Here is a 13,985-nt window from a genome sequence, read left to right on the forward strand (position 1 = left end):
CCGTGGCCTCCGTGGCCTCCGTGGCCTCCGTGGCCTCCGTGGCCTCCGTGGCCTCCGTGGCCTCCGTGGCCTCCGTGGCCTCCGTGGCCTCCGTGGCCTCCGTGGGGCCAACGACGTTGGCGGGCCTCAGGGCATCAGTGGTTGCACCAGTGGTTTCTGCCGCCCCAGCGACCTCTGCCGTACCGATGAGCCCCGCAGAAGCAGCAGGCCCCATCGAACCCCTCAGCCCCAACGCACCCGCCGCACCCCCCGTACCCCTCGCCCCCGGCGACCCCGAAGGCCCGCTGGCCGCAGGCGCCCCACCTCCCCCGAGCCCCGCCAGCTCCCTCCGCAACGCCCCGCTCCGGTAAGCCGCGACAAGTGGCTGGTCCCGGCCCTCGGGGTCGGTGAGCAGCACGCCGTCCGCGCCGTCGGCCGCGGCGAGGGTGGCGACGAGTCGGCGTACGGTCTCCTGCCGCAGGAACGGCAGGTCGGCGGAGAGCACCACGACCACCTCGGCGCGTGTGCGGCGCAGCCCGGCGTCGAGGGCGGCGAGCGGACCGCCGCCCTCAGGCTCCTCGCGGGCCCACACCACGGGCCGTCCGGTGGGCCGGGGCGCCGCGACGACGACGGTGGTCCCGGCGTCGGCGCACGCCGCGAGCACCCGGTCGAGCAGGGCCCGGCCGCCCACCCGCACGCCGGGCTTGTCCGCGCCGCCGAGCCGCGCGGCCCGCCCGCCGGCGAGCACGACGGCGTCGAACGCGGCGGTGTCCGGAGCTGTGCGCGAGGTCATCCCCCGAGTATGGGCGCACCCCCCGTCAGTGCCACCTCTGCGGCCGCGCTCCGGCCCGCACCGCGCTTCCGGTGCGCGCCGGAGCGTGCGTCACACCGACCGCAGCAGCACCGCCGGCTGCTCCACGCAGTCCGCGACGAACCGCAGGAATCCGCCCGCCGTGCCGCCGTCGCACACCCGGTGGTCGAAGGTGAGCGAGAGCTGGACGACCTGACGGACCGCCAGCTCGCCCTGGTGCACCCATGGTTTGGGCACGATCCGGCCAACGCCGAGCATCGCCACTTCGGGGTGGTTGATGATCGGCGTGGAACCGTCGACCCCGAACACCCCGTAGTTGTTCAACGTGAACGTGGACCCCGTGAGTTCCCCCGGCGTCAGCGTCCCGGTCCTGGCCGCGTCCGAGAGGCGAGCCAGCTCCGCGCTCAGGGACTCCGTGTCGCGAGCGTGCGCGCCCTTCACGACGGGCACGACGAGCCCGCGGTCGGTCTGCGCGGCGAAGCCGAGGTGCACTTCGTCGAGCCGCACGATCTCACGGGCTTCCATGTCGACCGTGGAGTTGAGCTCCGGGTAGCGGGCGAGGGCGGCGGTGCAGACGCGGGCGAGGAGCGCGAGCAGGGAGACCTTCGGGCCGCCCGCCGCGTTCATCGCCCGGCGCGCGGCCATCAGTTCCGTCGCGTCGGCGTCGACCCAGCACGTGGCGTCCGGTATCTCACGACGGCTGCGCGCCAGCTTGTCGGCGACGGCACCGCGAACACCCCGCAGGGGAATCCGCGTTCCGCCTCCGGAGGCCGCGGCAGGCCGCGCGCCGCCGCCTGCCCCCCGCTCGCCGCCCGCCGTCCGCGCACGCGTCCCCGCACCCTCGGCGACGCCCGTCCCGGGACTCCCGAAGGTGGCCCCGATGCCCGACGCCACGGCCCGTGCCGCCACGGAGGCCGACGCCGGACCCGCGACCGGCGCCGCCGAGGCCCGCACGGCGTACTCCACGTCGGCCCGCAGGATCAGCCCGTCCGGCCCGGAGCCCACCAACTCCCGCAGGTCCACGCCGTTCTCCCGGGCGAGCTTGCGGACGAGCGGAGAGATCACGGGGACCGGGCCGTCCCCGCGCGCGGCCGCCGCGCCCGGACCGGAGTCGGGCCCGGCCTCGGCCGCAGCCGCTGTCCCCGCTGTCCCCGCTGTCCCCGCTGTCATGGTCGCCGGTGAGCCCTCCGCGCGGGAGGCGGCGCCGAGGCCCGCGCCCGCGTCCCCGGAACCCACACCGGCACCGGCACCGGCACCGGACGCAGTGTCCGCACCGCTCCCCCCGGACTGCCCGGCAGCCCCCGACGCGCCCCCGCTCGCGGGCCGCACCCGGCGCCGTCGAGCGGGCGCCGCCGCCGTGCCGTACCCGACGAGGACGTTCCCGGACGCCTCGTCCCCGCCCGCCTCGGGAGTGCCGTCGACGGACGCGCCCGACCGCGTACCGGAGGCGGCCGCGCCGGTCTCCAGGTCCGCGACCGACGCCCCCACGGCGACCGTCAACAGTGGCGCGCCCACGGGGAGTTCCGTGCCCTCCTCACCGAAGCGGGCCGTCACCACACCCCCGTACGGACAGGGGACCTCGACCATCGCCTTGGCGGTCTCCACCTCCACGACCGGCTGGTCCACCTCGACGACGTCGCCGACCCGCACCAGCCAGCGGGTGATCTCCGCCTCCGTGAGGCCTTCGCCGAGGTCGGGCAGCTTGAACTCGAGGACCTGCGCCATCAGCTCTCCGCCTCCCACTGCAGCCGTGCCACCGCGTCCAGGATCCGGTCGACGCCCGGCAGATGATGCCGCTCCAGCATCGGCGGCGGATAGGGGATGTCGAACCCGGCGACCCGCAGCACCGGCGCCTCCAGGTGGTGGAAGCACCGCTCCGTGACGCGCGCGGCGATCTCCCCGCCGGGGCCGCCGAAGCCGCCCGACTCGTGCACGACGACCGCGCGCCCCGTGCGCCGCACGGACGCCGTCACCGTCTCGTCGTCGAACGGCACCAGCGAGCGCAGGTCGACGACTTCGAGGTCCCAGCCCTCGGCGCGCGCCGCCTCCGCGGCCTCCAGGCAGACGGGCACGGACGGACCGTACGTGAGCAGCGTCGCGCTGCGGCCCGCGCGCCGCACCACGGCCTTCCCGATGGGTTCAACGCTTGTGGGCGCGTCCGGGTTCCAGTCGGCCTTGGACCAGTAGAGCCGCTTCGGCTCCAGGAAGACGACTGGGTCGTCGGAGGCGATGGACGCGCGAAGCAGGCCGTAGGCGTCGGCGACGGTGGCGGGCGTGACGACGTGCAGCCCGGGGGTCGCCATGTAGTACGCCTCGGAGGAGTCGCTGTGGTGCTCGACGCCGCCGATCCCGCCGCCGTACGGCACCCGGATGGTGATCGGGAGCGGCATGCCGCCCCGGGTTCGGTTGCGCATCCGCGCCACGTGCGAGATCAACTGCTCGAAGGCGGGGTACGCGAACGCGTCGAACTGCATCTCGACGACGGGCCGCAGCCCGTACATCGCCATGCCGACCGCCGTCCCGAGGATGCCCGCCTCCGCGAGCGGGGTGTCCGTGCAGCGGTCGTCGCCGAACTCCTTCGCGAGCCCGTCGGTGACCCGGAAGACCCCGCCGAGCGCGCCCACGTCCTCGCCGAGGACGTGCACGGACGGGTCGTCGGCCATCGCGTCGCGCAGCGCGCGCCCGAGGGCTTGGCCCATGGTGGCCGGTTTCACGGCGACAGTGGTCATCGTCCCGCTCCGTCCGGCTCGTTCTCGGCCTCCAGCTCGGCCCGCAACTGGGCCGCCTGCTCCCGCAGTTGGCTGGTCTGCTCGGCGTACACGTGCGTGAACAGGTCCATGGGGTCGAGGGCCGGGTCCTGGTTCATCCGGGCCCTGAGGTCCGCGGCCATCGCCTCCGCGTCCTCGCGGACCGCGCGCCTGCGGTCCTCGTCGAGCAGGCCGCGCTCGGTGAGTTCGCGCTCCAGGAGGAGGATCGGGTCGTGGTCCTGCCAGGCCTCGACGTCCGCGTCCTGGCGGTAGCGCGTGGCGTCGTCGGCGTTCGTGTGCGCCTCCATCCGGTACGTGACGGCCTCGATGAGCGTGGGGCCGCCGCCCTCACGGGCGTGCCGCACCGCTTCGGAGAGGACCTCGTGCACCGCGACCGCGTCGTTGCCGTCGACCAGGCGGCCGGGCATGCCGTACCCGACGGCCTTGTGGGCCAGGGACGGCGCGGCCGTCTGTTTGGCGAGCGGCACGGAGATCGCGAAGCCGTTGTTCTGCACGAGGAAGACCACGGGTGCCTGCCAGACCGCGGCGAAGTTCAGCGCCTCGTGGAAGTCGCCCTCGCTGGTGCCGCCGTCGCCGACCATGGCGAGCGCGACCACGTCGTCACCCTTCAGGCGCGCGGCGTGGGCGAGGCCGACGGCGTGCGGGAGCTGGGTGGCCAAGGGGGTGCACAGGGGCGCTATGCGGTGCTCCCGCGGGTCGTAGCCGGTGTGCCAGTCGCCGCGCAGCAGCGTGAGGGCCGCCACGGGGTCGAGGCCGCGGGCGACCGCCGCGAGCGTGTCGCGATAGCTGGGAAACAGCCAATCCTGCTCGCGCAGGGCGAGCGCGGCGGCGATCTCGCACGCCTCCTGGCCGGTGCTCGACGGATAGACGGCGAGCCTGCCCTGCTTGGTCAGGGCGGTCGCCTGCGTGTTGTACCGCCGGCCGCGCACGAGTTCGCCGTGGAGGCGGAGAAGCAGCTCCCGGTCCGCCTTGCGCGCGGCGTCGGTGCCGAGCACGCGATACGGCTCGGCGTCCGGCAGCAGCGGCGCGGGGTCGGTCCTGAGCTGCCACGCGGGGGGCGGGGCGGGCCGGTAGGCGCCCCGCTGCTCCATGACCGTCATGACGGCACCTCCTGGTGGGAAGCGATCTCCTCGTGGGAGCGGCAACAGAGGCGCGACGATGTGATGCGCCTCACCTACCGATTGTTCGGTCGTCGGCACATTTTGGCTACAGGCACCTCCAGGCTGTGGACAAACGGTTCTCCACAGCCTGGGATGGACGCAGTACGTCCATGGTAGGGAGGCGGGGGGACATGGCACCTGAACGAATGGCCGACGGGAACGCGGCGGGGCGTCCAGAACCCCAGCCCCGCCCGCTGGACGCCATCGACCGCGACATCCTGCAGATCCTGCACACGGACGGTCGCGCCTCGATACGTTCCGTGGCCGAGCGAGTGCACGTCTCGCGGGCGAACGCCTACGCGCGCATCAACCGCCTCATCGAGGACGGCGTCATCCGTGGCTTCGGCGCCCGGATCAACCACGAGCGAGCCGGCCAGGGCGCCTCCGCCTACATCACCCTGAAGATCGTCCAGAACACCTGGCGCACGGTGCGCGAGCAACTGCGGACCCTGCCGGGCGCGTCCCACATCGCGCTGGTCAGCGGGGACTTCGACGTCCTGCTCCTGGTGCACACGCCGGACAACCGGGCGCTGCGCGAGCTGGTCCTCACACGTCTCCAGGCCATGCCGGAGGTCCTCAGCACGCGCACACTGCTGGTCTTCGAAGAGGACGACCTGGAGGCGGAGGGCTGACGCCCGGCGCCCGCGCGGTGCGACGCCTGGGCGCCCTCCCCCCGTGAGCCGCTGGTCAGCCGTCGGTGCGCAGCCCCGCGAAGGCCATCTGCACGACGGCGTCGGCGACTTCCTGACCGCTCGCGGCGTTGTGGGCGTCCGGCCGGTACCACTCCACGATGGAGTTGATCATTCCGAAGAGCAGCCGGGTGGCGAGCCGCAGCTCGACGTCCGAGCGCAGGTCGCCGTCCGCGACGGCCTCCTTGAGCAGCCCGGCCACCTCGTGGTCGAACTCCCTGCGCCGCTCCAGGGCCCACCGCTCGGTGTCCGTGTTGCCGCGCACGCGCAGCAGCAGCGTCACATAGGGCAGCTCGGCGACCAGGACCTCGACGGTGCGGCGCGTGACATGCTCCAGGCGTCGCACCGCGCTGCCCTCGCGCGCGTGCTCCTCGGTGAGGATCCCGAAGAGGCCGTCGAGCGCCCGGCTCACCGCGCGGCGCAGCAACTCCTCCTTGCCCGCCACGTGGTGGTAGATCGACGACTTGGAGATACCGGCCGCCTTGGAGAGGTGCTCCATGGACGTGCCGTCGTAACCGCGCTCGTTGAAGACCCGCACGGCGACCTCGAGGAGGGTCTCCGGGGTGTACGTGTCGCGCCGGGCCGTGGTCATGAGTGCTCCTCCCGCGCGGCCGCCTGGCGCAACGCCTGTGAGGGGGCGTAGCGCCCCGTGGGGTACTCGCCGTGCATGCTGTCGAGGAAGTCCGCCACCCAGTACGTGCGGAGTGCCGCTCCCCAGGAGAGCGGTCCGCGCGGGTAGTTCACGCCCAGGCGCATGGCGGTGTCGATGTCGTCGGCGGCGGCCACACCGCGCGCCACGGCGTCGTGCGCGAAGTCCACGAGCAAGGCGACCGTACGGGCCACGATCAGCCCCGGGGCGGCGCCCACGACGCTGACCTTCTTGCCGAGCGCCTGGAAGAGCCCCACCGCCTCGCCGAGGGCCCGCTCGCTCACGCGGGCCGCGGGGGCCAGGGCGATCCTGGTGGCCGAGGCGTAGTCGAGCGCCAGGTCGAACTGGATGGTGGGCTCCGCGGCGGCGTCGACGGACGAGCCGTCGGCGAGGCGGAGGCGGGCGCCACTGGGCAGTTCGATCCAGCCGGGGAAGTCCGGGTACGCGCCGTCCCCGGCCTCGATGCGGACCCCGGCGGCCTCGATGAGCGGGACCAGCGCGGCGGCCTGGAACAACTCGCCGTGCAGGGCGACGGACTCCGGCGCGGGCGCGGGCGCCGCGGTGTGCGGCTCGGCCTTCTCGGCGCCGTCCCCGTACGCGTACCAGCCCTGTCCCGACTTGCGTCCCAGGCGCCGTGACTCGACGAGGCGGCGCTGGGCGAGGGACGGGGTGAACTTGGGGTCCTGGAAGAACGACTCCCAGACCGAGCGGGTGACGGCTTCGTTGACGTCCTGGCCGATGAGGTCGGTGAGTTCGAAGGGGCCCATCTTGAAGCCGCCGCACTCGCGCAGCACCGCGTCGATCGTCGCGGGGTCGGCGGCCCGCTCCTCGTGCAGGCGCAGCGCCTCGGCGTAGAAGGGCCTGGCGACGCGGTTGACGATGAACCCGGGGGTGTCGGCGCAGCGCACCGGCGTCTTGCCCCAGGCCTTCGCGGTGTCGTACGCGCGCGTGGCCGCCGCTTCGTCCGTGGCGTGGCCGCTGACGACCTCGACCAGGGGCAGCAGCGGTGCGGGGTTGAAGAAGTGCAGTCCGACGAAGCGGCCGGGGTGCTTCAGTGCGCCCGCGACGGCGGTCACGGACAGGGACGAGGTGTTCGTCGCCAGCAGGCAGCTCTCGGCGACGACCTCCTCCAGGTCCTGGAACAACCTCTGCTTGACGTCCAGTTGCTCCAGGACGGCTTCGACGACGAGGTCGCACCCGGCGAGTCCGGCGAGGTCCTCGACGGCGCTCAGGCGACCGGTCGCGGCGTCGCGGGCGGCGGCGTCGAGGCGGCCCTTCTCCACGAGGCGGTCGAGGCGGGCGGTGATCGCGGCGGCCGCCGTCTTCGCGAAGCCGGGCGCGGCGTCGTACAGCCGCACAGGATGGCCCGCCACCAGCGCGACCTGGGCGATGCCCTGGCCCATGGTGCCGGTGCCGACCACGGCGACGGGGCCGCTGAGATCGAGTGCTGTCATGCTCGCGATCCTCCCGCACGGGGGTGTTGGCCGGGGAACAGGGGTCTTGGCCAGGGGCTCGGGGCGGCCGGGGGGAGGTTTTCCACAGGTTCGGCAGACCCCCTTGTACCGACCGATCGTTCGGTTACTCTAGCTCTGTCCTGCTGTTCCTGCCCACTGCCCCTGCCCAGCTCGCCAGCTCGAAGGAGAGCTGACTCGACGAGGAGTTGGTCCCTCATGGCCGCCGAACTCACCGCGCACCAGCTGATCGCCAAGCACCGGCCCACCCTCGACCAGGCGCTGGAGACGATCCGCACGCGCGCGTACTGGTCGCCGCACCCCGAACACCCCAAGGCCTACGGGGAGAACGGAAGCCTGAGCCTGCCCGAGGGCAAGGCGGCCTTCGAGGCCCTGCTGAACAGCCGCTTCGACCTCGACCAGCCGGGCACCGACGACTGGACGGGCGCGGAGACCTCGCCGTTCGGCCCCGAGTTGGGCATCACGTATCCGCATCCGGACGTGGACACGCTGCTGCCCGCCATGCGGGCCGGGATGCGCGCCTGGCGCGACTCGGGCGCGGAGACCCGTGCCATGGTCTGTCTGGAGATCCTGTCGCGCATCAGCGCCCGCACGCACGAGTTCGCGCACGCGGTCATGCACACCAGCGGCCAGGCCTTCATGATGGCGTTCCAGGCCGGCGGCCCGCACGCCCAGGACCGCGGCCTGGAAGCGGTGGCGTACGCGTTCGCGGAGCAGTCCCGCACCCCGGACAACGCGGAGTGGACCAAGCCCCAGGGCAAGCGCGACCCGCTCGCCCTGACCAAGCGCTTCATTCCGGTCGGGCGCGGCATCGCCCTCCTGATCGGCTGCAACACCTTCCCGACGTGGAACGGCTACCCCGGCCTGTTCGCCTCCCTGGCCACCGGCAACCCCGTCCTGGTCAAGCCGCACCCCCGCGCGGTGCTGCCGCTCGCCCTGACGGTGCGCGTCGCCCGCGAGGTCCTGGCCGAGGCGGGCTTCGACCCGAACCTGGTCGCGCTGGCCGCCGAGCGGCCCGGCGAGGGCATCGCCAAGACCCTCGCGACCCGCCCCGAGATCAAGATCATCGACTACACGGGCTCGACGTCCTTCGGCGACTGGCTGGAGGCCAACGCCCGCCAGGCGCAGGTCTACACGGAGAAGGCGGGCGTCAACACGGTCGTCGTCGAGTCGACCGACAACTACAAGGGAATGCTGTCGAACCTGGCCTTCTCCCTGTCGCTGTACAGCGGCCAGATGTGCACGACCCCGCAGAACCTCCTGATCCCCCGCGAGGGCATCACGACGGACGCGGGCGCGAAGTCGTACGACGAGGTGGTCTCGGACCTCGCGAGCGCGGTGGACGGCCTCCTCGGCGACGAGGCCCGGGCCAACGGCATCCTCGGCGCCCTGGTCAACCCGGACGTGAAGGCCCGCCTGGACGCGGCTCCCGGAATCGGTGAAGTCGCCCTCGCCTCACGGCAGGTCAGCAACCCGGAGTTCCCCGACGCCGTGGTGCGCACCCCGGTGATCGTCAAGCTCGACGGTGCCAAGCCGGACGCCGAGGCGGCCTATCTCAGCGAGTGCTTCGGCCCGGTCTCCTTCGCCGTCGCGGTCGACTCTGCGGCGGACGCGGTGGAGCTGCTGCGGCGCACGGTGCGCGAGAAGGGCGCGATGACGGTCGGGGCGTACACCACGTCCGCGGAGGTGTCCTCGGCCGTCGAGGAGACCTGCCTGGAGGAGAGCGCCCAGTTGTCGCTGAACCTCACGGGCGGCGTGTATGTGAACCAGACGGCGGCGTTCTCGGACTTCCACGGCTCCGGCGGCAACCCGGCGGCGAACGCCGCGCTGTGCGACAGCGCGTTCGTGGCCAACCGCTTCCGCGTGGTGGAGATCCGCAAGGAGGCGTGAGCCGGGCGGTGCCACGCCCCCGAGGGAGCAGGCTCAGGCCTGGGCCTTCGGGGGCGTGCCCGACGACCAGTGGAAGAGCGCCATCGCGACACTCGTGGCGAGGTTGTAGCTCGACACCTGCGGTCGCATCGGCAGCGACACCAAGTGGTCGGTCCGGGCACGCAGTTCGGCCGAGAGGCCGCTGCGCTCGGACCCGAAGGCCAGCACGGCGTCATCCGGGATCTCGACGCCCCGGATGTCCTCGCCCTCCGCGTCGAGGGCGAACAGGGGCCCCTTGGGCAGCTCACCGACGTCCACGCGCTCCACGGCCGTCGCGAAGTGCAGGCCCGCGCCGCCGCGCACGACCGTGGGGTGCCAGGGGTCGAGCGTGCCGGTCGTCACGACTCCCGTCGCGCCGAAGCCCGCCGCGAGCCGGATCACCGCCCCGGCGTTGCCGAGGTTGCGCGGGTCGTCCAGGACGACGACAGGGGCGGCCCTGGGCGTGTGCTCCAGCGCCGCCAGGTTGGCAGCACGTGACGGACGTACCGCCAAAGCGGCCACGGCCGTCGGGTGCAGCCGGGGCACGAGGGCGCGCAACGTCGCGTCGTCGGTCTCGGCGAGCAGCGCGTCGAGCGCGTCCGACACATCCGGCGCCAAGTCCTGCGCGAGGCCGAGGACACCGGCCTTGTCGCTGGTCAGGGCGAGGGGGATGCGGGCGCCGAAGCGAAGCGCGTGCTTCAGGGCGTGAAAGCCGTCGAGGAGCACGGAGGCGTCGGCGAGGCCGTGCCAGACACGGACCGGGTCGGTCGGCTCCCCGCGCCGCGGACCGCGGTCGCCCGCGCCCTCCGTACGACTACCGCTCATCGCCACTGCCGCCCACTACCGCCACTCTTGCTTCGACCCGTACAGCCGCCACCGCTCACGCACCGAAGCCTACGCGCGCGTGCTCGGTGGCCTCCCGGGTGTGTTCCTCCCCGGGCGGCCCCGGCGACGCCTCCGTGCGGGAGAGCCGCGGCACCCGCGAGCGCAGCCTCTTGCGCGTGCGGACCACCCAGCCGCCGAGGCGCCGCAGGAACGACGTGGGCAGGAAGACCGCGTCGGCCGCGATCATCGCGAGCGAGAAGAACGGCAGTCCCAGGACTACGGCGATGACGGCGTGCTCGAAGATCATCACCGCGAGCAGCACGTTCTTGACGCGCCGGTTGAACAGCGTGAACGGGAAGGCGACCTGCACGGCGACCGTCCCGTACGTCACCAGCATCACCAGGACGCCGTGCGAGGTCAGCAGGTCGGCGAGCGCGGGCCAGGGCGAGAAGTAGTCGAGCTGGAGCGGGTAGTAGACGGCCGTCCCGTCCTGCCAGCGACTGCCCTGGATCTTGTACCAGCCCGCCGTGGCGTAGATCAGACACGCCTCGACCATGATCACCAACAGGGCGGCGTTGTGGGCGAGGTTGGCGACGACGTCGAGCAGCACACGCGTCTCACCGTCCGGCGCGCGCCGGACGGCGACCCACCACAGCACGTGCGCGACCCACAGCCCCCAGAACAGCAGCAGCCAGAACCAGCTGAGCTCCCCCATGAACGTCACAACGGACAGGGCGAGGCCGAGCACCCACCACAGGGCGGGACCGACCCGGTCACCCCCGCCCGCGCGGGCACCGTCGTCCCCACGGTCTCCGTCGTCCCCGCGGATACCCTCGTCCCCACGGCTTTCGCCATCCCCAGGGCCGTCGTCATCCCCATGGCCGAGCTGCACGGCACGCGCGCGTGCCGCACGGCGCGCGTCCAGGGACCAGACCTGGCCGCACCGCGTGAAGACCAGGTAGATCGCCATGAGATGGATGACGTTGTCGCCGCCGTCCCCCATGAAGATGCTGCGGTTCTGCAGCGACAGCACGCCGATCATGAACAGCACGGACGTGGCGCGGGTGCGCCAGCCGACGAGCAGCAGGGCGCTGGAGCCGATCGCGAGGAAGTAGACGATCTCGAACCACACCCGGCCGTCCGACCACATCAGCGCCGTGAAGGCGTCGTTGGCGGAGATGAGCTGCTGGGCCATGTCCCAGCTCCAGGGGCCGTCGGGCCCGTACAGCTCACGCCGGTGCGGCAGTTCACGCAGCAGGAACAGCAGCCAGGTGGCGGCGAAGCCGATACGGACCACCGCGGTCTGGTACGGGCCGAGGGCCTGGGCCGTGACACGCTGCACGCCCCGAGCGAGCGGGTCGAGACGGATCACCGGACGCTCCTCTTCTTCTGTTCCACGGCCACGTCTCTGCGCGCGCGGTCCTCGCCGACCAGCGGCAGGTCGCCCGGCGTGACCGACCACCACGGAAGCACGCGCAGCACGGGCTTGGTGGTGATCTTCTCGTCACTCCACTCCGGCGGCTGTACGCCCGTGGTCCGGGACCGCACCTGCACCTGGTCGAACGTCTCCCCGCGGGCGAGCGGCTCGTGCCGGTGCAGGCGCAGCAGCACGATGCGGCGGATGTAGCGCTCCGACAGCTCGCCGCGCAGACCGGTGGGACGATTCTGCGCGTCGTGCGTGGAGACGAAGAAGTCCCAGCCGCGGCGCAGCTCGTTCTGCTGCGTGTGGCTCGGCAGGAGGTTGTGGTCGATGGCGGCGCCGTCCTGCGCGGACAGGTCGTACCAGCGCGTGGTCCGGCCGACCCCGTCCGCGGTTCGGATCTGCGCGCGGACCTGCACCGACACATTCTGCTGAAGCGGGTTCGGCGCGAACAGCTTCCAGTTCTGCTCGAACTCCGGGTAGATCCAGTCGTCGACGGTCCGGCCGTGTTCCTTGGTGACGGTGTTCGACGGCGCCACGTGCAGGAACACCATCCCGACATGGACGCAGACGGTGGCGACGACCACGGCGAGGACTAGGGCGGCGACGACCTGCGAGCGACGGGAGAGGGCAGCGATGCCGGTACGGGCGGGCGCGGCGTCGGGGCCCGTGGGCTCGGCGTCCGAGGCCGTGGCAGCGGCGTCGGACCCGGCGGTCTCGCCGCCCACATCCTTGTCGTACCCGTCCATCTCGCCCCGTTCTTCGACCCCACGACCGAACCCTGCCGCCGGAACCGTACTCAGGCCCGCCCGCCAGGCCCAGCGTCCCGGAGGTTATCCACAGGGTTGACACCTTATGGCGAGGCGCCGCACCATTGAATTCCACGAACCGAACGATCGGTCGGTCGGTGGGTTCGACGGAATGCCGGAATGCCGGCGCAGAGGCACGCCGGCAGGACGAGAGTTGCGAAGACACTGCCCGAGGTCGAGGGGGACCGAGATGGCGACAGCGCACCAGCCGCTCACCACGGCACCGCACAAGGCCGCGGCGGCCGCCGCCGTGGACAGCGCCATGGACACCGCGGCGCTGGAGTCGGTCTTCGACGCGGCCGTCGCGGCCGACGAGCGCATCGAGCCGCGTGACTGGATGCCGGACGCCTATCGCGCCACACTCGTGCGCCAGATAGCGCAGCACGCCCACTCCGAGATCATCGGCATGCAGCCCGAGGCCAACTGGATCACGCGCGCGCCGTCCCTGCGCCGCAAGGCGATCCTGATGGCCAAGGTCCAGGACGAGGCGGGCCACGGCCTGTATCTGTACAGCGCCGCGGAAACGCTCGGCGCGAGCCGCGACGACCTGCTCGACAAGCTCCACTCGGGCCGCCAGAAGTACTCATCGATCTTCAACTACCCGACCCTGACCTGGGCGGACGTAGGAGCGATCGGCTGGCTCGTGGACGGCGCGGCGATCACCAACCAGGTCCCGCTGTGCCGCTGTTCGTACGGCCCCTATGCCCGCGCGATGGTCCGCGTCTGCAAGGAGGAGTCGTTCCACCAGCGCCAGGGGTACGAACTGCTGCTCGCCCTGAGCCACGGCACCGAGGCGCAGCACGCGATGGCCCAGGACGCCGTGGACCGCTGGTGGTGGCCGTCGCTGATGATGTTCGGCCCGCCGGACGCGGAGTCGTCGCACTCCGAGCAGTCCATGATCTGGAAGATCAAGCGCCACTCGAACGACGAGCTGCGCCAGCGCTTCGTGGACATCTGCGTCCCCCAGGCCGAGTCGCTCGGCCTGACGCTCCCCGACCCGGACCTGAAGTGGAACGAGGAACGGGGGCAGCACGACTTCGGCCCCATCGACTGGAGCGAGTTCTGGTCGGTCCTCAAGGGCAACGGCCCGTGCAACGACCAGCGCATCACGCAGCGCAGACGAGCCCACGAAGAAGGCGCCTGGGTGCGTGACGCGGCGGCCGCGTACGCCGCCAAGCAGAGCGAGCGCAAGGAGGCGACCGCATGACCGGCTCGACCGAATGGCCTTTGTGGGAAGTGTTCGTGCGCTCGCGCCGCGGGCTGTCCCACACACACGCGGGCAGCCTGCACGCCCCGGACGCGGAGATGGCCCTGCGCAACGCCCGGGATCTGTACACCCGCAGGAACGAAGGCGTCTCCCTCTGGGTCGTGCCGTCCGCGCAGATCACCGCCTCCTCGCCGGACGAGAAGGACTCCTTCTTCGAGCCCGCCGCCGACAAGCCCTACCGCCACCCGACGTTCTACGACATCCCGGAAGGAGTGAAGCACCTGTGAC

General features: G+C 72.4%; 13 protein-coding genes. 4 read left to right on the top strand and 9 right to left on the bottom strand.

Going from position 1 to position 13,985, the window contains the following annotated elements:
• The 4 genes from ACZ6BG_RS28135 to pdhA all read right to left on the bottom strand — a co-directional run.
• Nucleotides 1-772: molybdenum cofactor guanylyltransferase (locus tag ACZ6BG_RS28135; RefSeq protein ID WP_469006488.1), on the bottom strand; the 772-nt coding region annotated here is incomplete at its 3' end.
• Nucleotides 773-862: 90 nt separating this feature from the next.
• Nucleotides 863-2,515 carry a dihydrolipoamide acetyltransferase family protein gene (locus ACZ6BG_RS28140; protein WP_469006491.1) on the bottom strand — a complete coding sequence of 551 codons (1,653 nt, stop codon included), beginning with the start codon at nucleotides 2,513-2,515 and terminating at the stop codon, nucleotides 863-865.
• A complete protein-coding gene (locus tag ACZ6BG_RS28145; protein WP_469006494.1) occupies nucleotides 2,515-3,519 on the bottom strand; it encodes an alpha-ketoacid dehydrogenase subunit beta in 1,005 nt (334 codons plus the stop codon). The genes ACZ6BG_RS28140 and ACZ6BG_RS28145 overlap by 1 nt, the downstream gene beginning before the upstream one ends.
• Nucleotides 3,516-4,658 (bottom strand): pyruvate dehydrogenase (acetyl-transferring) E1 component subunit alpha, encoded by a 1,143-nt coding sequence (gene pdhA / locus ACZ6BG_RS28150; RefSeq protein WP_469006497.1) that lies wholly within the window; start codon nucleotides 4,656-4,658, stop codon nucleotides 3,516-3,518. The genes ACZ6BG_RS28145 and pdhA overlap by 4 nt, the downstream gene beginning before the upstream one ends.
• A gap of 191 nt (nucleotides 4,659-4,849) precedes the next feature.
• On the opposite strand from pdhA, the gene ACZ6BG_RS28155 reads away from it, so the two are divergent.
• Nucleotides 4,850-5,350 (top strand): Lrp/AsnC family transcriptional regulator, encoded by a 501-nt coding sequence (locus ACZ6BG_RS28155; RefSeq protein ID WP_380842935.1) that lies wholly within the window; start codon nucleotides 4,850-4,852, stop codon nucleotides 5,348-5,350.
• Between the two features lie 55 nt (nucleotides 5,351-5,405).
• On the opposite strand, the gene ACZ6BG_RS28160 is transcribed toward ACZ6BG_RS28155, so the two are convergent.
• Nucleotides 5,406-5,999 (bottom strand): TetR/AcrR family transcriptional regulator, encoded by a 594-nt coding sequence (locus tag ACZ6BG_RS28160; protein ID WP_469006499.1) that lies wholly within the window; start codon nucleotides 5,997-5,999, stop codon nucleotides 5,406-5,408.
• Nucleotides 5,996-7,510 carry a 3-hydroxyacyl-CoA dehydrogenase gene (locus tag ACZ6BG_RS28165; protein ID WP_469006501.1) on the bottom strand — a complete coding sequence of 505 codons (1,515 nt, stop codon included), beginning with the start codon at nucleotides 7,508-7,510 and terminating at the stop codon, nucleotides 5,996-5,998. The genes ACZ6BG_RS28160 and ACZ6BG_RS28165 overlap by 4 nt, the downstream gene beginning before the upstream one ends.
• Before the next feature lie 216 nt (nucleotides 7,511-7,726).
• Between ACZ6BG_RS28165 and paaN the strand changes: the two genes are divergently transcribed.
• On the top strand, nucleotides 7,727-9,418 hold the full coding sequence (gene paaN, locus ACZ6BG_RS28170) for a phenylacetic acid degradation protein PaaN (RefSeq protein ID WP_469006504.1): 1,692 nt from the start codon (nucleotides 7,727-7,729) through the stop codon (nucleotides 9,416-9,418).
• 33 nt (nucleotides 9,419-9,451) lie between these two features.
• On the opposite strand, the gene ACZ6BG_RS28175 is transcribed toward paaN, so the two are convergent.
• The 3 genes from ACZ6BG_RS28175 to ACZ6BG_RS28185 are packed head-to-tail and all read right to left on the bottom strand — an operon-like array spanning nucleotide 9,452 to nucleotide 12,430.
• Nucleotides 9,452-10,261, bottom strand: a complete 810-nt coding sequence (locus tag ACZ6BG_RS28175) for a TrmH family RNA methyltransferase (protein WP_469006506.1) — start codon at nucleotides 10,259-10,261, stop codon at nucleotides 9,452-9,454.
• A gap of 55 nt (nucleotides 10,262-10,316) precedes the next feature.
• Nucleotides 10,317-11,630, bottom strand: coding sequence for an HTTM domain-containing protein (locus ACZ6BG_RS28180; RefSeq protein WP_469007188.1), 1,314 nt, complete (start codon nucleotides 11,628-11,630; stop codon nucleotides 10,317-10,319).
• Nucleotides 11,630-12,430, bottom strand: coding sequence for a DUF5819 family protein (locus ACZ6BG_RS28185; RefSeq protein WP_469006508.1), 801 nt, complete (start codon nucleotides 12,428-12,430; stop codon nucleotides 11,630-11,632). The genes ACZ6BG_RS28180 and ACZ6BG_RS28185 overlap by 1 nt, the downstream gene beginning before the upstream one ends.
• A 250-nt stretch (nucleotides 12,431-12,680) precedes the next feature.
• Between ACZ6BG_RS28185 and paaA the strand changes: the two genes are divergently transcribed.
• Both paaA and paaB read left to right on the top strand, forming a co-directional pair.
• Entirely contained in the window at nucleotides 12,681-13,697 is a 1,017-nt protein-coding gene (gene paaA / locus ACZ6BG_RS28190) for a 1,2-phenylacetyl-CoA epoxidase subunit PaaA (protein ID WP_469006511.1), read from the top strand.
• Nucleotides 13,694-13,984 (top strand): 1,2-phenylacetyl-CoA epoxidase subunit PaaB, encoded by a 291-nt coding sequence (gene paaB, locus ACZ6BG_RS28195; protein WP_468454025.1) that lies wholly within the window; start codon nucleotides 13,694-13,696, stop codon nucleotides 13,982-13,984. The genes paaA and paaB overlap by 4 nt, the downstream gene beginning before the upstream one ends.
• Nucleotide 13,985: the final 1 nt, after the last annotated feature.

This window comes from Streptomyces sp. NPDC041205 (assembly GCF_055591765.1).

Coding starts and splice junctions, on each gene's coding strand:
- ACZ6BG_RS28140 (WP_469006491.1), bottom strand. CDS start 2,515: ATGGCGCAGGTCCTCGAGTTCAAGCTGCCCGACCTCGGCGAAGGCCTC.
- ACZ6BG_RS28145 (WP_469006494.1), bottom strand. CDS start 3,519: ATGACCACTGTCGCCGTGAAACCGGCCACCATGGGCCAAGCCCTCGGG.
- pdhA (WP_469006497.1), bottom strand. CDS start 4,658: ATGACGGTCATGGAGCAGCGGGGCGCCTACCGGCCCGCCCCGCCCCCC.
- ACZ6BG_RS28155 (WP_380842935.1), top strand. CDS start 4,850: ATGGCACCTGAACGAATGGCCGACGGGAACGCGGCGGGGCGTCCAGAA.
- ACZ6BG_RS28160 (WP_469006499.1), bottom strand. CDS start 5,999: ATGACCACGGCCCGGCGCGACACGTACACCCCGGAGACCCTCCTCGAG.
- ACZ6BG_RS28165 (WP_469006501.1), bottom strand. CDS start 7,510: ATGACAGCACTCGATCTCAGCGGCCCCGTCGCCGTGGTCGGCACCGGC.
- paaN (WP_469006504.1), top strand. CDS start 7,727: ATGGCCGCCGAACTCACCGCGCACCAGCTGATCGCCAAGCACCGGCCC.
- ACZ6BG_RS28175 (WP_469006506.1), bottom strand. CDS start 10,261: ATGAGCGGTAGTCGTACGGAGGGCGCGGGCGACCGCGGTCCGCGGCGC.
- ACZ6BG_RS28185 (WP_469006508.1), bottom strand. CDS start 12,430: ATGGACGGGTACGACAAGGATGTGGGCGGCGAGACCGCCGGGTCCGAC.
- paaA (WP_469006511.1), top strand. CDS start 12,681: ATGGCGACAGCGCACCAGCCGCTCACCACGGCACCGCACAAGGCCGCG.
- paaB (WP_468454025.1), top strand. CDS start 13,694: ATGACCGGCTCGACCGAATGGCCTTTGTGGGAAGTGTTCGTGCGCTCG.